This window comes from Mucilaginibacter sp. UYCu711, assembly GCF_050433825.1.
Classification (GTDB): domain Bacteria; phylum Bacteroidota; class Bacteroidia; order Sphingobacteriales; family Sphingobacteriaceae; genus Mucilaginibacter.
Map to the genome: position 1 here is coordinate 1 of NZ_JBNPWM010000012.1, position 20276 is coordinate 20276.

A 20276-nucleotide genomic window follows, 5' to 3' on the forward strand; every position below is an offset into this window, starting at 1 on the left:
CGGTAAGCCTTTCTTTATTTAAAGTCTCCCCTTCGGGGAGATTTAGAGGGGTGTTAGTCTGCTGATAAAGCTGCTGCACCACTTACAATCTCGGTAAGCTCGGTGGTGATGGCCGCCTGGCGTGCCTGGTTGTATGAAAGTTTTAGGGCTTTCAACAAGTCGCCTGCGTTTTCTGTGGCTTTATCCATGGCCGTCATACGTGCGCCATGCTCTGATGCTACCGAATCCAACACCGCGCGATACAATTGGATCTTGATGTTTTTTGGTATCAGTTGCGCTATGATCTCTTCTTGCGAAGGCTCCAGGATATAATCAACTTGCGCTGTTTTTATTTCGTCCTTTTTAAGCTCTGTTTTTGGCACCGGCAATAATTGCTCGGTGATTAAAAACTGCATAGCCGCATTTTTAAAGTGATTGTATACAATCTCAACACGGTCATACTGTCCCTTTAAAAAGCCTTCCATAATACTTTCGGTAATCAAGGAAGCATTAGCAAAGTTTAAGTCGTTATACAACTCTGTATTGTTACCAATAACGTTGTATTTACGGCGCTCATAAAACTCCTGCGATTTTTTACCGATAGCAACAATTGAAACGTTACCTGCTTTTAACTGGTCGGTGTATTTCTCGGCTATCAGGTTATTGGCTGTTTTAATAACGTTAGCATTAAAAGCACCGGCCAATCCACGGTTTGATGATACAACTACCACCAACACACGCACCGGCTCGCGCTGCTGTAAAAAAGGTGATGAACCATCCTCTAAACTTGATGACAAGTTTGATAATAATTCCTTCAGCTTATTTGCATAAGGGCGTAATTGTACAATAGCGTTGGTAGCACGTTTAAGCTTAGCCGCCGAAACCATTTTCATAGCCTTGGTGATCTGCTGCGTTGACGATACCGACGATATCCTGTTTCTTACTTCTTTTAAATTAGCCATTCTTTGTTTTGAGTGGTGAGTTTTGAGTTGTGAGTTCTGAGTATTTCACTCAACACTCACAACTCATTACTCAATACTAATTAGTTATAATTCGCTGCCAGTTCTTTAGCTACTGTTTCCAGTACGCCTGTTATTGAGTCATCAAGCTTACCTGCTTTTAATGCAGCAAGTACTTCCGGGTGACGTTGTTCTAACTGGGTTGTATATTCGCTTTCAAACTCGCGGATCTTGTTTACCGGTACGCTACGCATTAGGTTTTTTGTACCTAAGTAAATAACAGCTACTTGTTTTTCAACAGATACCGGTGAGTATTGACCTTGTTTCAGGATCTCTACGTTACGGGCACCTTTATCTAATACGTTTTTAGTTGAAGCGTCTAAGTCTGAACCAAATTTAGAGAAAGCCTCCAACTCGCGGTATTGAGCCTGGTCAAGTTTTAAAGTACCTGCTACTTTCTTCATTGATTTGATCTGCGCGTTACCACCTACACGTGATACCGAAATACCTACGTTAATAGCCGGACGAACACCTGCGTTAAACAAGTTAGACTCCAGGAAGATCTGACCATCAGTAATTGAAATTACGTTGGTTGGGATATATGCCGATACGTCACCTGCTTGTGTTTCGATGATAGGCAATGCGGTTAATGAACCACCACCTTTAACGATGTGACGAATAGACTCAGGCAAATCATTCATCGCTTGCGCGATAGAATCATTGGCGTTGATCTTGGCGGCACGCTCTAATAAACGGCTGTGCAGGTAAAATACGTCACCAGGATAAGCCTCACGGCCTGGTGGACGACGTAATAACAAGGAAACCTCACGGTAAGCCACCGCTTGTTTTGACAAGTCATCATAAACAATTAAAGCAGGTCTTCCGGTATCGCGGAAATACTCGCCGATAGCAGCACCTGCAAACGGAGCGAAAAACTGCATGGTAGCAGAGTCTGACGCGTTTGCAGCAACGATGATTGAATACGGCATTGCACCTTTTTCTTCTAACGCGCGAACGATGTTGGCAACGGTTGAAGCTTTTTGGCCGCAAGCTACATATATACAGATAACCGGTTTACCGGCATCATAAAATTCTTTTTGATTGATAATGGTATCGATACAAACCGCAGTTTTACCTGTCTGGCGGTCGCCAATAACCAACTCACGCTGGCCACGGCCAATAGGGATCATCGCGTCGATAGCTTTGATACCTGTTTGCAAAGGCTCGGTTACCGGCTGGCGATAGATAACACCCGGAGCTTTACGCTCTAACGGCATCTCATAAGTCTCGCCTGTAATTGGTCCTTTACCATCGATAGGGCTTCCTAACGTGTCAACAACACGACCAAGCATACCTTCACCTACTCTGATTGAGGCAATTTTTTTGGTACGTTTAACGGTATCACCTTCTTTAATTTCGTCAGACTGGCCCAATAATACAACACCTACGTTATCCTCTTCCAAGTTCAAAACGATACCTTGCAGACCGTTCTCAAACTCAACCAACTCTCCCGATTGTACTTTTGTTAAACCATAAACACGTGCAATACCATCACCCACCTGGAGCACGGTACCTACTTCTTCTAATTCAGATTCTGACTTGAAACCCGCCAATTGCTGACGCAAAATTGCCGATACTTCATCTGGTCTTACCTCTACCATAGTTTATTTTAATTTTGAGATTTTAATTATTCAATTAAACAATGCCTTGGGCAAAGTTCTTTTTCATTTTTTTCAAGTTACTTGCAATACTGGTATCAATCTGCCTGTCGCCAACGGTTAAAACAAAACCGCCAATTAATTCAGGGTCAACTTTAGCTTCCAACACTACTTCGCCGCCTACTGCTGTTTTTACCTCGGCCAGGATCTTAGCTTTATTAGCTTCAGACAATGTGGTTGCCGATACTACGGTAGCTTGTGTAATATGTTTTAAAACATCATACTGGTTAACAAACTCGTGCGCGGTGGTATGCAATACATTACCACGGCCTTTGTTTATCATCAGTTTAAAAAATGCAAGCGTTACCTTATTCATCTTACCTTCAAACAAAGCGGTAAGAATGGCTAATTTTTTTTGATGTGATATGATAGGGTTACTTAACACCGCAACTAACTGCGCGTTTGCGTGCAAGGTTTTCAGGAAAAACTCCATATCATTCTTTACGTCCTCAAGCGCTTTTTGCTCCTGCGAAAGGTCAATGATTGATTTGGCGTACCTGGCTGCTACCGTTAATTCTGACATATTTTTGTGAGTGATGAGTTGTGAGTAGTGGGTGATGAGTTTTTTTAACTCACTACCCATCACTCACTACTCAGTACTATAATTTAACTTCTTTTAAAAGCTGGCTAACCAACTCGTCTTGTTTTTGCTGATCTGCTAATTGCAGTTTCAATACTTTCTCAGCAATCTCTAATGACAATGATGCTACCTGGTTTTTAACATCAGCCATAGCAATAGCCTTTTGGCTGTTGATCTCGATACGTGCCATCTCAATCATACGTGCACCTTCGGTGTGCGCAGCTTCTTTAGCATCAGCAATTATCTGATCTTTAACTTTTTTAGCTTCGTGCAAGATCACATCGCGTTCTGCACGAGCTTGTTTTAATAAAGCTTCGTTCTCGCTGGTTAAACGAGACATTTCTTCTTTAGCCGCTTCTGCTTTAAGCAATGAGTCCTCGATAGAACGCTCTCTTAAATAAATGGCAGCCATGATAGGCTTCCAGGCAAACCTAGCCAGCAGGAAAAACAATATCACGAAGGATACGGTGGTCCAAACTAACAAGCCAATTTCCGGGGTTACTAACGGATTCATTTTTTTATATGATAATATATTTAAAAAATCAATTTAAATAACCGTACCTGTTGCCAACCGCTACAGGTACGGTTAAATTTTGCACTTAGGGTGAATTATTTCAAGCCTAAGAATGATACTACCACACCGAACAAAGCAACACCCTCAACAAGGGCAGCCGCGATGATCATTGCAGTTTGGATCTTTGCAGCAGCTTCTGGCTGGCGTGCGATACCTTCAACGGCTTTACCACCGATTTGACCAACACCGATACCGGCTCCGATTACTGCTAAACCTGCACCTAATGCAGCGATACTTCCAATCATTGTTTTAAATTTAAAAGTTAATATATGTATTATAGTTATTTACTCAGTGATGAGCCTCCTCGGTTGCCGAACCTATAAATAAGGCAGTAAGCAACGTAAACACAAAGGCTTGTAATGCAGCAACCAATAATTCCAGCACATCCATAAATACTACGAATGCTACTGATACAGGTGCTATGTATAATGATTTAAAAACAAATATCAACGCAATTAAGCTTAACACAATAATGTGGCCTGCTGTAATGTTAGCAAACAAACGAATCATTAATGCAAATGGGCGTGATATAATACCTACCAGCTCAATTACCCACCATAAAGGCCAGATCCATTTTGGCACGCTTGCAGGTACAAAAATGTGTCCCCAGTAATGCTTGTTGCCGTTAAGGTTAACTATTATTAAAGTAATAACCGATAAAACTAAGGTTACCGCGATATTACCTGTTAAATTTGAACCACCCGGAAAAAAAGGAACCAAACCAATAAGGTTGTTTATCCATATAAAGAAAAATATGGTTAACAACAACGGCATAAATTTTTGGTATTTGTAACCAATGTTTGGGCGGGCAATATCATCGCGCACAAATAATATAATTGGCTCCATGAAAGATTGTAAACCTTTTGGCGCTTTACCCACATTCTTTTTATAGGCTGATGACACAGCTAAGAATATAATAAGCAAGAATAGGATAGACATCCACATACTTACTACGTTACGGGTAATTGAAAGATCAGTAACACCTGTTGATTTAAATACAGTAGAACTTGGCCTTAATTCGTTACCTGTACCAACAACATTTATTTTATCGTTAACTAAACGGTAGGTATAATATTTACCGGTATAATCTGCATGGCCATGCTCGAAATGAGCAGACGAGAATATTTCTAACCCTTTATCAGTATATAATATAATAGGCAACGGGAAAGCGGTTTCGCCACCAATGTGGAAATAGTGCGAATCGGCAATGTGCTCTAAAATGACTTCGCTTGGTTCAAATTTTTTCTCGCCATGTTCGCCGCCCTCAGTAGCTACAGCTTCTTCGGTTGCGTGGGCAACTCCGGTGGCAACAGTATCGGTAGCGTGTTTAGCAGTTTCAGCGGCATTTTCCTGCGAGAACGCAGGAACAGAAAACGCGATCAGCGCTAAAAAAACGCAGAAAATTTGCAGTTGTGTAAAAATTTTTGATTTCAAAATTGAGCTTTTATACATCTAAATAAAGTTTTTTACTTTAAATTTTGGTTGCGCAAGTTACGCAACAAAACATAAACTTCAAAGCCCGTATTTAAGAAATATAAATAGAAAAAATCGGCCACAAAAACGGGCTTGTCAACCTTAGTTTTTAGCACCAAAACAAGCATAAAAACAAGGCATGCCAGCATCTTAAAAACCGTAGCCCCCATAAATATCTGGGCATAAAAATCAGGTATCAGGCTTTGTGATATCAGCACGGCTATAAGTGTAGCAAGGGTTAAAAAACTAATAAAACAAAACATTAACCAAAACTGCGATACCAGCCAGTTTTGGTTACCTGTGTATTTTAAACACAAAGGACCTGCTGCCAAGAACACAGTAAATATTAAAAACGGGACGATTTGAGACAGGGCTTTGTTCAATTTTTTACGGATCTGATAATGATGAATAATGAAATAAATACACCTACAAGCGACATTACTGCTGTAACCCATTTGGTGGCGTGGCCTGCGCTTTCATCAATTTTATAGCCTGCAAAAGTAAACAGACCTATAATGGCCAGCATCTGGAAAGCTATTCCTATAAACTTGCCATAGTTAGTGCCGGTGCTATTAGCATCGGGGCCGGTATTTTGTTCGTTTTTTGCCATCCGCAAATTTATTAAATCCTATTGCATAATGTTTACTAAATTAGCAATGCTTTTATAACCACAGTTTGAATTTGAGGCGGAGCTACATATCTACTATAAATAAGCAAGTTAGTTTTTTAGGATTAGTACTCGTACTGCTGGCCGCAGGCTGCTCTTTCGAAAAAAAAACGGGTTTTAATCGCGCCATGCAAAATTTAACGGCGCATTATAATACCTTATATAATGCCAACGAGATATTGCGCCAAAAACTGGAAACCTATGCCAATACCTATATTGACGATTACGGCAATATTTTAAGTGTTTACCAGGATACCGTTGCACACACCGACGCGGTTGATAAAGAACTGGATGCCGTAATATTTAAAGCCAACAGTATTATTAATGAAAAAGAGCAAAGCCGTTATGTTGGCGATGCTTACCTGGTTTTAGGTAAAGCCAATTTTTTAGCCGGTAAATATTTTGACGCGGTAGAGTTTTTTAGTTATGTAATAAGATCGTACCCAAAAAACTTTAACCTTACCCAGGAAGCCGCTGCCTGGAAAGTGCGCGGCCTGTTATATTTAAATAATAAGCCCGAAGCCAGGCTGGCATTAGATTCGGCTTATGCCAACATCCCGCCAAAAAAAAATATCTCTACCGAGGTGTACGCGGCAACGTTACAGTATGATATCAACACCAAAAATTATACTGACGCCGAAGCAGCAGCCAAAAAAGCCATATATTATACTAAGGATAATAATGAAAAACTGCGCTGGACATTTATCCTGGGCCAACTACACGAGCTGAATAATGAAACCACCAGTGCGGTGACCAGCTATACCCGTATCGCAAAAAGCAATTCATCGTTCGAGATGGCTTTTAACGCCAACTTAAACCGTATCCGGGTAGAGGATATGCGCGACGGTATTAAAAGAGATCGCGTTAGCCTTTTGCTGAGCTTGTTAAAGAACGAGAACAATTTAGATTTTAACGACCAGATCTATTACCAGGTAGCTCAAATATATGCGGCTAATAAAGACATTACCAATGCCTTAAAATATTACCGGTTATCTGCAAGCAGCAGCTTAAAAAATCAGAACCAGAAAGGGCTGTCCTACCTGCGCCTTGCTGATATAGACTTTAATATTAAAGCCGATTATGTTAATGCTAAAAAATATTATGATAGCACGCTAACCAACCTCTCGCCTAACTATCCGGGGTATCAACTTATCCAAAAGAAAAGCAATAATTTACAGTTATTGGTTGACAGGTTGCAGCTAATAGCACGGGAAGACACCTTACAGCGATTAGCTAAACTGGATGAGCCAACGCGCCTTAAAACGATCGACTCGATGGTGAATGCCCATATTTTACAGCAAGCTATAATAGCTAACAATAATATCGCGGCAGCTAACAACCCCAATAACCGAGGTGCAGCACCTTTAGCAGTAGCCACTACGGGAAGCAGCTTTTATTTTTATAACGCCGCGGCAGTAAGCCAGGGATCAAACGATTTTAAGCGCAAATGGGGCAACCGTAAACTGGAGGATAACTGGCGCCGTGCCAATAAAACCAATGGTAACCCGGCAAGTAACCCTAACAATTTAAACGGGGTACAAACTGCTGCCTCTCTGGCCGACCCTGACGCGATACCTGCAGGTGCTGCCATAGCTAATAAAACTAACACCACGGCCGGGGCCTACAGGCAGGGGCTTTTACAAAATGTACCGCTTACACCTGTATTGCTTGCACAATCAAACACACGGATATACAGCGCTTATTTAGATATAGCCAATTTTTACCGCGATATATTAGAAGACAAAAAAGAAGCCATTAATAACTACGAGTTACTTTTAGCTAAATACCCTAACGATCCAAACAAGGCGCAAATATATTATAGCCTTTACAGGTTGTATAGCGATACCGATCCGGCAAAATCAACCGCTTATAAAAACAGCTTATTAAAAGAGTATCCAGAAACTGTTTTTGCTAAAGTTATCATCGACCCGGATTACAGCAAAAAGCTTGATGATAAAGATTCACAGCTTACTGATGCATACAACGGGGTATATACGCTATACAGTCAAAAAAAATATGCGCAGGTTATTAGCAGCACAGATAGTTTGGTAAAACAATATCCCAATAACAAACTGTTGGTACAATTATATTACCTGCGCGCAATTTCGCTGGGGCATTTACATAAGGTGGAATCTTTCCGTACTGAATTGCAGCAAATAGCTACTACCTACCCTGATGACCAACTGATAACACCACTAGTTAAACAACACCTGGCTTATGTTGATGCAAATGCTGCAGAATTAGCCACTCAAACATTTGCAATAATGAGCACCGATACCGTAGGCGCACTATTTACCCCGCCGGTGGAATATCAGAAAGATGCCGTGTTTAATCGTAACCGTACATTTGCCCAGGTACAGGTAATAGAAACACCTGTTGTTAAATCTGCACAGCCGGTGGTAACAAAGCCAGATGCGCCAGCAGTAACCTCGCCCCAGACTATAACTAAGCCTGCCCCTAAATTTGTATCGGTACACTTTAATGAGCGCGATAGTACCAAGTACTATTTTGTAGTAAATGTAAGCACGGGCACAACAGATCTGTCGTCATCACGTTTTGGGATAGGGCAATTTAACCGGGCAAATTTTCAAGCAGGTACGATAAGGCATAATTTAAAAAATGTGGGGGCTGATAATCAGCTGATTTATGTAGGGCGTTTTTATAGCCTTAAAACTGTAAAAGATTATGCAAATGCTATTATCCCTATAATGCCGGATATAATGAAGCTTCCGAAGGATAAATACAGTTTTTTTATCATAACCCAAGAAAATCTGGATAAATTAGCCGGCAAGAAGTTATTGGATGATTATATTGAATATTACCAACAAACCATATTAAAATAATGACCGCTAAATTATCACCCCAGGATATAAAGAAGTACAACTGGTATATCTGGAAGTTTGTTATAGGCTGCTTTGCATTTGTTATATTACTTATAGGCACTACCACACTTGGCGTGTTTGGCACGTTGCCGACGTTGCGCGATCTGGAAAACCCTAAAAGCGATCAGGCATCGCAAATTTTATCGTCTGACAAGCAGGTTTTGGGTAAATATTATACAAAAAACCGGTCGAGCGTTCCTTTTAAAGATATTTCGCCTAACGTGATAAACGCTTTAGTAGCTAAAGAGGATAATCATTTCTATGCGCACTCGGGGATTGATTTCTGGCGCACATTTTCTATTATCGCTTACAATTTAGTCGGTAGCAGGCAAGGTGGCAGTACCCTAACGCAGCAACTCGCTTTAAATTTATTTACCGGGCAAACAAGGGCGCATAATCCCATTAAACGTATTGTTCAGAAACTGCAGGAGCTGATTGTTGCTGTACGGATAGAAAAACATTATACCAAGCAAGAGATCATCACCATGTATTTAAACACGGTGCCTTTTGGTTCAAATACATTTGGCATCAGTTCGGCAGCTTCAACCTATTTCAATACCACGCCGGCAAAGCTAACACCCGACCAGGCTGCCACCTTAATACAAATGCTTACCGCGCCTACGGCAAATTCGCCTGTACGTCACCCGGAAAGGGCGTTGGGTAATCGTAATTTCACGCTGGGCCGTATGGTTCAGGAAGGCTATTTAACGCAAGAGGAGGCTGACAAATGTAAAGCCAAACCTTTAGGGCTTGACTATCACCCAACAAACCACACAGAAGGCTTGGCGCCCTACTTTAGAGCGGTATTAAGAGGAGAGGTAAAAAAAATCCTTGCCAATATAACCAAAGCTGATGGCACGCCTTATGATATTGACCGTGACGGCTTAAATATTTATACTACGATTGACGCAAACATGCAACTATATGCAGAGGAAGCGCAACGCGAGTGGATGCGAAAGCTACAAGCACAGTTTAATGCGGAGTGGAAAGGTGTAAAACTATCTGCCAGGATAACTAATTATAAGTTGCGCATAGATCAGGGCATGCACGAATCAGATCGTTACAGGCAGTTAAAATTGGAAGGTCAGTCAGAAAATGAGATCATACAGAATTTTAATACACCGGATAAGGTGAACATATTTACCTGGAAGGGAAATCTTGATACATTGATGAAACCGATAGACTCGGTTGTTTACTCCCAAATGCTTTTGCGTAATGCCATGATGAGTATGGACCCCACTACAGGTTATATTAAGGCTTGGGTAGGCGGTATTAATTTTGAGCATTTTAAATATGACCAGGTAAAAGACGGTGCCAGGCAGGTTGGCTCAACAGCTAAGCCTTTTACCTATTCTGTGGCTATCGAGAATGGGTATTCGCCGTGCATGCAGGTAAACAACGTGCCTATCACTATCCACAGTGCTGGCAGCCCGGACTGGATACCCGGTTCATCATTAGAAGAAACCGTACCAGGCATGATAACGCTTCGCACGGCACTGGCCCACTCACAAAACTGGGTTACAGCTTATGTTATAAATGAAGTTGGGCCGGAGAATGTTGCGACACTGATAAAACAAATGGGTATCCATACCCCGGTACCACCATATCCAAGTATTTGCCTGGGTTCATTTGACGCAACGGTAATGGACATGACGGCTGCATACTCCGTATTTGCCAACCATGGTATATGGACAGAACCTACTTACTTGTTACGTATCGAAGACAAGAATGGTAATGTAATTTATAATTATACACCAAAAGTAAAGCAGGTAATGAATGAACAATTTGCTTATGTGATGATTGATATGATGAAAAGCGTAATAACCGAAGGTACGGGCTGGAGATTGCGTGGCACCTATAAAATAACTAACCCTGTGGCCGGCAAAACCGGGACAACAAATGATAACTCTGACGGTTGGTTTATGGGCGTAACACCAAAATTGGTTACAGGCGTTTGGACGGGTTGTGAAAAGCGCGATTTTCACTTCCGATCTACCCATACCGGGCAGGGCGCTAACGCTGCATTACCTGTATTTGCGCTTTATATGCAAAAAGTTTATGCCGACCAGTCATTAGGTATCAGAAAAGATATAGACTTTGACTTGCCAAAAACACCGCTTACTACCATTTTAGATTGCAGTGTTTACAGCCAGCAGCAAAAGGGCATTAATGAGGTAGAGAAGAAGTTAAGCTTTTAAATTAGTTCATTAGCTCACTGGTTCATTAGTTCATTGGTGGATAGTTTGATAAATTGATTGTTTATGAGTTATCACAATCTGGAAGATTTAGAAGTTTATCAATTAGCCGAAAGTTTTAGTGATGAAATTTGGTTCATAGTGCATGAATGGGATTACTTTGCAAAGGACACAGTTGGAAAACAAATTGTACGCTCTGCCGACTCAATCGGCGCAAACATAGCAGAAGGCTATGGCAGATTTCATTATAAAGAAAATAGAAACTTCTGCTATTTCAGCAGAGGATCAATAATAGAGACCAAAGGCTGGCTAAAAAAGTCGAAAACAAGGAGCTTATTATCCGAAGAACAGTTTAGTGAGTTATTTGAAAAACTCCAAAGTATTCACCTTAAATTAAACGCCTATCTTAAGTTTATTGGTAAAGCTAATTCCACCAAGCCAGACTAATGAACTAATGAACCAGTGAACTAATGAACAATTTTGATTACCGTGCTGCTTTAAAAAACATCCCTCATAAACCGGGCGTATACCAATACTGGAATGAGGAGAAAGAACTCATCTATATAGGTAAGGCAAAGGACCTGCGTAATCGCGTAACATCTTATTTTAATAAAGACACCAACGTAAATGCCAAAACGCGCGTGCTGGTATCCAAGATCCGCAACATTACATTTACCATTGTTGATACTGAAATTGATGCCTGGTTGCTGGAAAACAGCCTGATAAAAAAGCACCAACCCCGCTATAACGTAATGCTCAAGGATGATAAAACTTATCCCTGGATCATTATAAAAAACGAAAGTTTCCCCCGCATATTCTGGACAAGGCGTATTGTTAAGGATGGGTCTAAATACCTTGGCCCTTATGCGTCTGTAAGCATGATGCATGCTATTTTAGGGTTGATAAAAGAAACTTACCCCCTGCGCACCTGCAATCTTGCACTTACCCGGCAAAATATTGATGCAGGTAAGTTTAAGGTTTGTTTAGAGTACCAGTTAGGTAATTGCAAGGGCCCTTGTCAAAACTATCAGTCAGAGGATGATTATGATAACAGCATCGAAGAGATTACGGATATCTTAAACGGAAAAATTGGCGGGGTGCTGCGCCGGATGAAATCCGAATTGACTAACGCCATAGGCAGCATGAACTATGAGCTGGCACATCGTTTAAAGCGTAAGTTTGATCTGTTAGAGAACTACCAAAGTAAATCAACTGTAGTTAATTCGTCCATAACCGATGTGGATGTTTTCAGTATCGCCTCTGAGGAAAAAATAGCATTTGTAAATTTCCTGAAAGTAATGAATGGCACCATTATCCAAACCCAAACTATCGAACTTAAAAAGCGGCTGGATGAAAGCGATGAAGAGCTGTTGGAGTTAGCCATCGGCGAGTTCAGAACCCGCTATAATAGCACATCTAAAGAAATAATTGTACCATTTAAAATTGATCTGGATGATGATGCGCTAAAATTTACGGTACCCAAACTGGGCGAGAAAAGAAAGCTGTTAGACCTGTCGCAAAAAAATGTGCAGTTCTTTAAAAAGGAGCGGATAGATCAATACGAAAAATTAAACCCTGAGATCCGCACCGAGCGCCTGCTTACGCAAATGATGAAGGATCTCCGGATGAACCAGCTGCCACGGCATATCGAGTGTTTTGATAACTCCAACTTCCAGGGTAAATACCCGGTATCGGCAATTGTGGTGTTTAGAGATGGCAGGCCTTCCAAAAAAGACTATCGCCATTTTAATGTTAAAACCGTTGTCGGCCCAGATGATTTTGCCACGATGGAAGAGGCTGTTCTAAGGCGATATCGCCGTGTTTTGGATGAGGACACCGGATTGCCTCAGTTGATCGTGATCGATGGTGGTAAGGGCCAATTATCATCAGCAATGAAGAGTTTAAAGCTGTTGGGTATCGAGAAACAAGTTACCATTATCGGCATAGCTAAACGCCTTGAAGAATTATACTATCCCGGCGATCAATACCCGATGTACCTCGATAAAAAATCAGAAACATTAAAAGTAATCCAACAGCTGCGCGACGAAGCCCACCGTTTCGGAATAACCTTCCACCGCAAAAAACGCGATAAAGGAACATTGGCTACCGAATTGGAATTGATTGAAGGCATTGGCAAAACTACAGCCGAAAAACTATTGAAATATTTTAAATCTGTCAAAAAGATCCGCGAAGCAAATGAGGAAACTCTGATGGAAGTAGTAAACACCAAACAAGCCAAAGCTATATTAGATTATTTTAATAGCGGCGGCCTAGAAACTCAAAATTAAAGAATTGCTGTTGTTCTAAGTATCATCCAGGAATAAATGACAAAATGTATAAAAGAAAAGCCTTTACTTTCCTAAAGGCTTTTCTTTTATATTCTATTGGCAATTAATCTCTCATCACCAATTAAGTAATCTCTAACTTAATATTGCCACAGGTTAAGCTCCCAATCCATCAGGCCTTTCTTTATTCGTTCAGACTCATATAACCTGTCAATACCAACGGCGTAATCTTTTATACGTTCGTCTTTATCGTTTGATACTTTAACTACATACCCATGGAATAAGCGTTTCAGAAACACGTCATCAAAACTCAGGTCAGTAGCGTCGTTATTCCGGTTAAATGCCTCCTTGGTAGCCAACACAGCACGTGCCTGCGGGAAATATATCCAAAATGCCGGCTGATAGTCTAACGCAAGATTTGCACCATCAACTTTTTGTTTTATCATTGGCGCTATACCAATAATACGCGGCTCCCAAACAGAGCGTTGCTTATCAAAAACCCAATCTTCTTTAATTCTAAACTTAATAATACTATCAGGTTGAAACTCACCGGCCACCATTCTTGAGCCTGTTTTCTCACCGTTTGCATTAATCGTGTTTACCAATGAACTATCAGCCATTTTAGCTTTAGCTTTTGCAGGAGTTAACGGAATAGCAAAGCCGTCACCATTAGGGTCATCTTTAGTAGGGATGGGATCATAAGCAGTTAATTCGCCGGCCATTACCGCATCCATTAAAACATCAATTAATCTCGCCTTTGGCGATGCTAAATAAGCGTTAACTTTCTCGCGAAGATCAATTTCCTCCCAAACACGTTTTTGAAAAACCACATCCGATTCGCGCAGGTTAGCATAAGGTGTTACTTTGTTATGCGCTATATTGCTCTTTTTGTAATAGCCATCTAAAGGCCTGTCAAACGGCTTAGCCGGATCAGCAGTTATAGGCGCATCTGTTATTTTTTTGGATGTATCAACTGTTGATGTCTGCTTATTAGCAGCTGCATCTGTTACAGCAGGGTTTGTAGGTTTGGCGTTAGCACCTGTTTTTACACCCGGCTTTTTAGTAGTTGTTTTTTTACCTTTTGTTTGTGCGAACGACGCCACGCTAGCTAAACAAAGTACAACTATTAATAATCTCCTTTTCATAGGCTTCTAATTTGCAAATAACACTATATTATCTAATCCGCGTTGTGTACCATCAGGACCAACTGCAACAATATCTTTAAACACTACCGTTGACCCTGGTGATATGCCGTTCATTGCTGCATGCATGGCGCTGGTCAACTGGTTGCCGGTTCCTGCATAACTTAACGGATCCTGGCGTGGTTTAATTATCAATAAAGTAAAACGTGTAACGTTAAACTTAGCATCAAATTCAAAATTTTCTAATTTGGCAAAAACAGCGTCCTGAGCTTTAATATTAGCAGAACTGGTTGTGCCGCCAGATTTACCGGCAAACTCTGCCTTTGGATCTGGTATACGTTTTACACGGAATAAAGTTGAGCCCAATGCCATAACTTTTCCTTTGGATACCTCGCCGGATACATTAACTGTAGCTGTGCCCTGGGTAGTTACCGTAGCAATATAACCATTACCTGATGGCGTAATACTACCACCTGTCATGCTTACTTTCAAATCTTTTTTAGCGATACCGGGTGCCGATACCGAAACCGGGTTTGGCACACCAATATACAATACGTTCATTTTATCAGGCGATACTACTGCCGATGGCCTTGCTACCGTATAAGTTTGCGGTTGCGTTTTGTATTCTGTTACTTTACCTGTATTGTCTTTAACGCTAATAGTTCCTATCCAGGTATGCACACCTTCACTTGCTGTGCTCCCGCTATATTTGCCACGGCCTGCTTCCGTAGGCACCCTGCTACCATCAACCGAAATTGATGGTGAAGATTTAGAATCAGACGCAGTTAAAAATACTTCGGCGGTGTACGGCTGTCCAACTAAAACATAACTTGTTGGGGCAACCGCCACTGCTGAAAACTGATCCAGATTAACCACGGCCTGGTCTACTTCACCCAATATTTTTTTGACAACCTCATTCTCGGCATTTTTTGCATCCGATTGTATTTTTACAAATGCGGTCATCGCTGCCCCCATCGGTACCCCCTCACCAAAATTGGCCTGCTCCCACGATTTATTAGGGAACCCCTTTCTTTTAACAGGAGGCGTTGTATTTAAAGATAATTTAACACCTATCCTATCTTTTGCCGGCAACAATGCTAATAAAGCTTCACGGGTTTCATTTATTTTTTTTGATAAATCGAAAGCATTTTTTCTTCTGTCAACCATCAGGTCAACAGTTGCATCTAAATTATCTCTGCCTTTGTAATCGTTTGTTGCCTCATCAAAGCCACCAGTCTCCTCAACCAATTTACTTTTTAATGATTCAACATAAGTATTCAAATCATTTGTCAATTTACTTGCTTGTTTGGCCCTGTCATAAATAGGCTTTGCCCTATCAGGTTGCTCCTTTAATTTTGTTTTTTCAAAAGCGCCAAAAGTATTATCAATACCTACCTGCACATTTGCTTTTGAAGCCGTTAAACTGTCGCTGATATTTTTAAAAGCGTCAAGCAAGTTTTCAGGAACCTCAAGAGCAATAAGACCAAGCAATACCAGGTATAATATACCCATCATCCGCTGCCTTGGGGTTTGTTTACCTCCAGCCATTTGTTATATATCTTTTTTTGTATTATTCAAAATCTTGTTAGTTTATTCAATTACGCCTGGCGTGGCTGGTTCATTGCCGTTAACATATTGCCATAAATCGCGTTCAATGATGATAGGTTCTTAGCTAAACGACCCACCTCCTCTTTAAACTGTTTAGAGTCCTCTAACGACTCATTAAAGTTATTCATGGTTAATGATAAGTTTTGGTAAAACTTATTCATTGATTTTAAATGCGCGCTTGAGTCTTGCAGTTCTAACTCGTAAACCGCGTTTAATGCCGATAGGTTTTTAGCTAAACTGTTTACCTGGTCATGGTATGCTTTTGAATCGACATTAGTATTGGCCAGCTCCATTAAGTTGCCCGATGCTTTCTCAAATGATGAGGTTAAATTATCATAGCTTTGCGTTGCGGCTTTAACTTTTTGCGTAAACGCGATAGTAGCTTCACCGGCATCAGTAACTTTTGATATAGAGTTAACCTTATCGCCAAAAGTTCTTAAACCCTCGGCGAGGCTGCCAATCAGCTCAGGGCCGATCTTGGCTTCTTCTAACATTTTATCCAGTGCTGCTGTGGTTGACACACCACTGACATCGCCGCCTCTGCTTATCGCCTTTGGCAATTCACCATTAAAATCATGTGCTAATTCCGGATAAGCTCTTGTCCAGTCTATCTCCACTTCTTCACGCTGAAATCCGAGTATAAAAAACAAAATCGCTTCTGCCCCTAATCCAATCGTTATAAATAAGCCGCCGTTTGGCCAATGCTGGATTTTAAATAATAAACCAACAATAACTATTGTTGCACCCCAGGATACAACATTATTAATTCCCCATGGTTGTTTCTTACCTGTACCTGCCATAAAATTATAGTATATTTTTTAAGTTTTTGGATTATTATTTAGCGCTTATCTCTTAAGTCGCGGCCCTGGAAATGTGTTACACAACGGAAACCGATGTATGATTTTGCACTATCCTGGTATTCATAACTACGTGAAGAGTTTTGCAGAAAGTAACCAACATCTTTCCATGAACCACCGCGCACTACTTTACGTTTCATTACTTCGGCATCATTTTTCTTTGCTTCATAGTTAAACGTAGGTGCCAGGTCATTCACAAATGTCGATGCTGACGGATCGAATGCAGATTGGGTCCACTCTGCAACATTACCGGCCATGTTATACAGGCCGAAATCGTTAGGGAAATAAGATCTTACTTTAACAGTATAGGTTCCGCCATCGTCTGAGTAATTTCCACGACCCGGTTTAAAGTTTGCCAATAAACAGCCTTTTGCATTTTTGATATAAGGGCCACCCCAAGGGTAATCCGTCCCTATCCTGCCACCGCGCGCAGCATATTCAAACTCCTGCTCGGTTGGTAGCTGGTAAGCATCGCGTTTAGCCAGGTGCCTTGATTGTTTGTAAGCTTCGTTATAGCGCGTACGCCAAATAGTAAATGCACGTGCTTGTTTCCAGGTAACACCCACTACCGGGTAATCTTTAAATGATGGATGCGAGAAATAACCCTCAACCATTGGCTCATTGGCAGCATACGAAAAATCGGCTAACCAAACCAGTGTATCAGGATAAACCGCTACAGTATCACGCAATATAAAATCTGAACGTTTTTTTGTTTTGTCGTTTCTGTAATTGGCCGCTTCGCGCAATAAAGGCATAGCGTAATTGTATTTTAATAAGCGTACGTCTAACTCGTTACGGTCAAACACACGGTCATCGCCCTGGTAATACATACTTTGCAACTTAGCTGCAGTGGCATCAACGCCTTTTTTAGCGCCCCTGCCCCATACCGGGTGTTGGGTCACATATTGCCAGTTAATATATTTTTTACCTGTCGGATTAGCTGCTGCAGCGCCTTTGGCGTTTGCACCTACATAATATTTAGGATCATTTAAATAAGATGTAATGGCTATTGAATCTCTAACCCAGTTTACAAACTGCCTGTACTGGCTGTTTGATATTTCTGTCTGATCCATGAAAAATGCCGGTATGGTAACCTGTTTGGTTTGGGCTATCTGGGCAAAGGTTATGTCCTGATCGGTTTGTCCCATTAAGAAGGTACCACTGGGGATGTAAGCCATGCCATAAGGTACTTCTGAACTTGCTGATGAGCTGTATTTAACACCAATGGCTTCACCACGGTTATTCCCTTTGCCTCCTATTAGGGGACACCCCTCTAAAACCGCTACACCAACAAAAGCTATTATTAAAAAGTATATCTGCTTCATTTTTTACAAATCAAAATCTGGCTATAATAATACAACCCAAAAAGACCCCCGAATATATAAAATTTGCTACAATCAAACGTAAAAAATGTTTTTTAAATAAAAATAACATTTTTAACTATAAAGCAAATTCATTAACGAAAGAACAAATTGGTGTTTTATGCCAAAACCCTTTAAATTAATTAGTTATAACTGTAACTGTTTTACTGGGCTATTATACGGTAAAGTACGAAAAATGTTGCAATGAGATCAAAAAATCGCTAAAAATTATTTGTTTACCTGTTTACAGTACTGCTCTATAGCCATTGTCATGGATGGGGCAGCCGGGGTTGGGGCGGGAATATCCAAAATTAACCCCGCTTCAAGCACCGCCTTATGGGTTGTAGCACCAAATGCAGCTATGCGGGTGTTATTTTGTTTAAAATCAGGGAAGTTTTTGTATAACGACTGGATGCTTGACGGGCTAAAGAACGCTATTATATCATAAAACACCTCGGCCAGGTCGCTCAGATCGCTGCATACTGTACGGAACAATACCGCAGGGGTGAAATTATATCCATTCTCTAACAAAAAGCGTTGGGTTTCCTCGGCGGCTACGTCAGAACAAGGGTAAAGGAATTTTTCGTTCGAATGCTTTTTAAGCACTTCGGCCAGGTCGGTGGCGGTTTGTTTGCCAAAAAATATTTTGCGCTTACGGTACTGGATATATTTTTGAAGATATAACGCAATCGTTTCAGATAAGCAGAAATATTTCATTTCTACAGGCACCTCAAAACGCATTTCTTCGCAAATACGAAAGAAATGATCGGCCGAGTTGCGGCTGGTAAATATAACCGCGGTAAAATCTGCCAGGTTGATCTTATCCTTACGAAAATCTTTGGCCGGTACACCCTCAACATGAATAAATGACCTGAAGTCAATTTTAAGATTATGCTTCTTAGCCAGTTCAGTATATGGATTTTTATCGTTTTCGGGCTTAGCTAAAGTAACTAATATACTTTTTACCTTTTTCTTTCTATCTTCCAAATCTGTTGTTATAAAATCTAAAAATTATATATTCAGTGCCTTAATTAATATTAAAATAGGGCAAATTTCGAGGGCACAAAGATAGATAAATAAATAAAATTTATGAAATCGTAAATTTGAAATAATATTAACACTGCTGCGCAGGTAAAGCCAGGTAAAAATTATTACTATTAATACAATGGCAATTGCCAGCAATATAGGTATAAATTGCGCGGCCAGTAAGCTAAAACACACAGTAACCGGTAAAAACACAAATGCTATGTTAAAGTAGGTTAGGTAAAGGATTGAAACATACTCTGTTACCAGTTTTTGGATATCAAAAATAAATCCTACAAACTTTAACACTAAAAATTTCATCGCAAATAGCAGCAATATTACCAGCACAAACGATGTAAATAACCTAAAACCGCTAACGCTATAGTAAATACTTTTATAAGAAGCCAACTGGTATAAAAATAACCCAAAGGTTAAACCAAACAATAAAAATAAACCTATAAAGGCCCAGAAATTTATCTGCGCGTCGTCCTTACCGGCCTGCACCAATGCACGCTTACTATAAAACGACAGGAATACGTTTTTGATGTTTTTGTTGAATATAATATTGAGCAAAGCGGCATATAATACCAGGCCAATTATGATAATTATTATCCACTGATCGCGGGTTTGGCGGGTATGCCCGTTACGCAACGTACTTTTTGATTTGAACGGAATATCCAAAAAGCCATTACCACGATACAGATGATCATTAAGGTATTGCTGCGCGACCTCTTTGCTGACGGTCGAATCGGGATATTTGATGTATTGAAAAGCCAATGAGTCTTCAACAAACTTTTTGCGTGCCGCTGTTGCCAGTATCACCGAATCAAGCACCTGCATGCTACCGGGCTGCGCCGGGGTTATAATGCGCGGTGCCGGGCGTAGTGGAGTATCTTCTTGCGCATACCCCGCCAAACAGCCGGTAACTACAAACAAGAAACAAATTACAATAAAACGCATTATAAACGACCAG

General features: G+C 40.7%; 18 protein-coding genes. 4 read left to right on the plus strand and 14 right to left on the minus strand.

Features of this window, described 5'->3' with window-relative positions; translation table 11 throughout:
• Positions 1-53: 53 nt before the first annotated feature.
• From atpG to ABIB50_RS22480, 8 genes are all read right to left on the minus strand, one after another.
• Entirely contained in the window at positions 54-941 is an 888-nt protein-coding gene (gene atpG / locus ABIB50_RS22445; protein WP_429383465.1) for an ATP synthase F1 subunit gamma, read from the minus strand.
• A gap of 80 nt (positions 942-1021) precedes the next feature.
• On the minus strand, positions 1022-2599 hold the full coding sequence (atpA, locus tag ABIB50_RS22450; protein ID WP_429383467.1) for a F0F1 ATP synthase subunit alpha: 1578 nt from the start codon (positions 2597-2599) through the stop codon (positions 1022-1024).
• Positions 2600-2633: 34 nt separating this feature from the next.
• On the minus strand, positions 2634-3179 hold the full coding sequence (gene atpH / locus ABIB50_RS22455) for an ATP synthase F1 subunit delta (RefSeq protein WP_429383468.1): 546 nt from the start codon (positions 3177-3179) through the stop codon (positions 2634-2636).
• Between the two features lie 76 nt (positions 3180-3255).
• On the minus strand, positions 3256-3750 hold the full coding sequence (gene atpF / locus ABIB50_RS22460) for a F0F1 ATP synthase subunit B (protein WP_429383469.1): 495 nt from the start codon (positions 3748-3750) through the stop codon (positions 3256-3258).
• Between the two features lie 95 nt (positions 3751-3845).
• Positions 3846-4055, minus strand: coding sequence for an ATP synthase F0 subunit C (gene atpE / locus ABIB50_RS22465; RefSeq protein WP_429383470.1), 210 nt, complete (start codon positions 4053-4055; stop codon positions 3846-3848).
• A 43-nt stretch (positions 4056-4098) separates the two neighbouring features.
• Complete coding sequence (gene atpB / locus ABIB50_RS22470; protein WP_429383472.1) at positions 4099-5244, minus strand: F0F1 ATP synthase subunit A; 1146 nt, start codon at positions 5242-5244, stop codon at positions 4099-4101.
• 32 nt (positions 5245-5276) lie between these two features.
• Positions 5277-5615 (minus strand): hypothetical protein, encoded by a 339-nt coding sequence (locus ABIB50_RS22475; protein ID WP_429383473.1) that lies wholly within the window; start codon positions 5613-5615, stop codon positions 5277-5279.
• A gap of 47 nt (positions 5616-5662) precedes the next feature.
• Complete coding sequence (locus ABIB50_RS22480; protein ID WP_429383475.1) at positions 5663-5893, minus strand: AtpZ/AtpI family protein; 231 nt, start codon at positions 5891-5893, stop codon at positions 5663-5665.
• A gap of 185 nt (positions 5894-6078) precedes the next feature.
• On the opposite strand from ABIB50_RS22480, the gene ABIB50_RS22485 reads away from it, so the two are divergent.
• From ABIB50_RS22485 to uvrC, 4 genes are all read left to right on the plus strand, one after another.
• Positions 6079-8793, plus strand: coding sequence for a tetratricopeptide repeat protein (locus tag ABIB50_RS22485; protein ID WP_429383476.1), 2715 nt, complete (start codon positions 6079-6081; stop codon positions 8791-8793).
• Entirely contained in the window at positions 8793-11030 is a 2238-nt protein-coding gene (locus ABIB50_RS22490) for a penicillin-binding protein 1A (protein ID WP_429383477.1), read from the plus strand. The genes ABIB50_RS22485 and ABIB50_RS22490 overlap by 1 nt, the downstream gene beginning before the upstream one ends.
• A 63-nt stretch (positions 11031-11093) precedes the next feature.
• Positions 11094-11474, plus strand: coding sequence for a four helix bundle protein (locus ABIB50_RS22495; RefSeq protein ID WP_429383479.1), 381 nt, complete (start codon positions 11094-11096; stop codon positions 11472-11474).
• Between the two features lie 23 nt (positions 11475-11497).
• Positions 11498-13315, plus strand: coding sequence for an excinuclease ABC subunit UvrC (gene uvrC, locus ABIB50_RS22500; RefSeq protein ID WP_429383480.1), 1818 nt, complete (start codon positions 11498-11500; stop codon positions 13313-13315).
• 137 nt (positions 13316-13452) lie between these two features.
• Here the strand turns inward: uvrC and gldN are convergent, their stop codons facing one another.
• The 6 genes from gldN to ABIB50_RS22530 form a co-directional block, all read right to left on the minus strand.
• Entirely contained in the window at positions 13453-14457 is a 1005-nt protein-coding gene (gldN, locus tag ABIB50_RS22505; RefSeq protein ID WP_429383481.1) for a gliding motility protein GldN, read from the minus strand.
• A gap of 6 nt (positions 14458-14463) precedes the next feature.
• A complete protein-coding gene (gene gldM, locus ABIB50_RS22510; RefSeq protein WP_429383483.1) occupies positions 14464-16002 on the minus strand; it encodes a gliding motility protein GldM in 1539 nt (512 codons plus the stop codon).
• Between the two features lie 50 nt (positions 16003-16052).
• Complete coding sequence (gene gldL / locus ABIB50_RS22515; protein WP_429383484.1) at positions 16053-16862, minus strand: gliding motility protein GldL; 810 nt, start codon at positions 16860-16862, stop codon at positions 16053-16055.
• Between the two features lie 38 nt (positions 16863-16900).
• On the minus strand, positions 16901-18244 hold the full coding sequence (locus ABIB50_RS22520; protein ID WP_429383486.1) for an SUMF1/EgtB/PvdO family nonheme iron enzyme: 1344 nt from the start codon (positions 18242-18244) through the stop codon (positions 16901-16903).
• 264 nt (positions 18245-18508) lie between these two features.
• Positions 18509-19267, minus strand: a complete 759-nt coding sequence (locus tag ABIB50_RS22525; protein ID WP_429383487.1) for a uroporphyrinogen-III synthase — start codon at positions 19265-19267, stop codon at positions 18509-18511.
• A gap of 24 nt (positions 19268-19291) precedes the next feature.
• A complete protein-coding gene (locus tag ABIB50_RS22530) occupies positions 19292-20263 on the minus strand; it encodes a DUF4271 domain-containing protein (RefSeq protein WP_429383488.1) in 972 nt (323 codons plus the stop codon).
• Positions 20264-20276 lie beyond the last annotated feature (13 nt).

Coding starts and splice junctions, on each gene's coding strand:
- atpG (WP_429383465.1), bottom strand. CDS start 941: ATGGCTAATTTAAAAGAAGTAAGAAACAGGATATCGTCGGTATCGTCA.
- atpA (WP_429383467.1), bottom strand. CDS start 2,599: ATGGTAGAGGTAAGACCAGATGAAGTATCGGCAATTTTGCGTCAGCAA.
- atpH (WP_429383468.1), bottom strand. CDS start 3,179: ATGTCAGAATTAACGGTAGCAGCCAGGTACGCCAAATCAATCATTGAC.
- atpF (WP_429383469.1), bottom strand. CDS start 3,750: ATGAATCCGTTAGTAACCCCGGAAATTGGCTTGTTAGTTTGGACCACC.
- atpE (WP_429383470.1), bottom strand. CDS start 4,055: ATGATTGGAAGTATCGCTGCATTAGGTGCAGGTTTAGCAGTAATCGGA.
- ABIB50_RS22480 (WP_429383475.1), bottom strand. CDS start 5,893: ATGGCAAAAAACGAACAAAATACCGGCCCCGATGCTAATAGCACCGGC.
- ABIB50_RS22485 (WP_429383476.1), top strand. CDS start 6,079: ATGCAAAATTTAACGGCGCATTATAATACCTTATATAATGCCAACGAG.
- ABIB50_RS22490 (WP_429383477.1), top strand. CDS start 8,793: ATGACCGCTAAATTATCACCCCAGGATATAAAGAAGTACAACTGGTAT.
- ABIB50_RS22495 (WP_429383479.1), top strand. CDS start 11,094: ATGAGTTATCACAATCTGGAAGATTTAGAAGTTTATCAATTAGCCGAA.
- uvrC (WP_429383480.1), top strand. CDS start 11,498: ATGAACAATTTTGATTACCGTGCTGCTTTAAAAAACATCCCTCATAAA.
- gldN (WP_429383481.1), bottom strand. CDS start 14,457: ATGAAAAGGAGATTATTAATAGTTGTACTTTGTTTAGCTAGCGTGGCG.
- gldM (WP_429383483.1), bottom strand. CDS start 16,002: ATGGCTGGAGGTAAACAAACCCCAAGGCAGCGGATGATGGGTATATTA.
- gldL (WP_429383484.1), bottom strand. CDS start 16,862: ATGGCAGGTACAGGTAAGAAACAACCATGGGGAATTAATAATGTTGTA.
- ABIB50_RS22520 (WP_429383486.1), bottom strand. CDS start 18,244: ATGAAGCAGATATACTTTTTAATAATAGCTTTTGTTGGTGTAGCGGTT.
- ABIB50_RS22530 (WP_429383488.1), bottom strand. CDS start 20,263: ATGCGTTTTATTGTAATTTGTTTCTTGTTTGTAGTTACCGGCTGTTTG.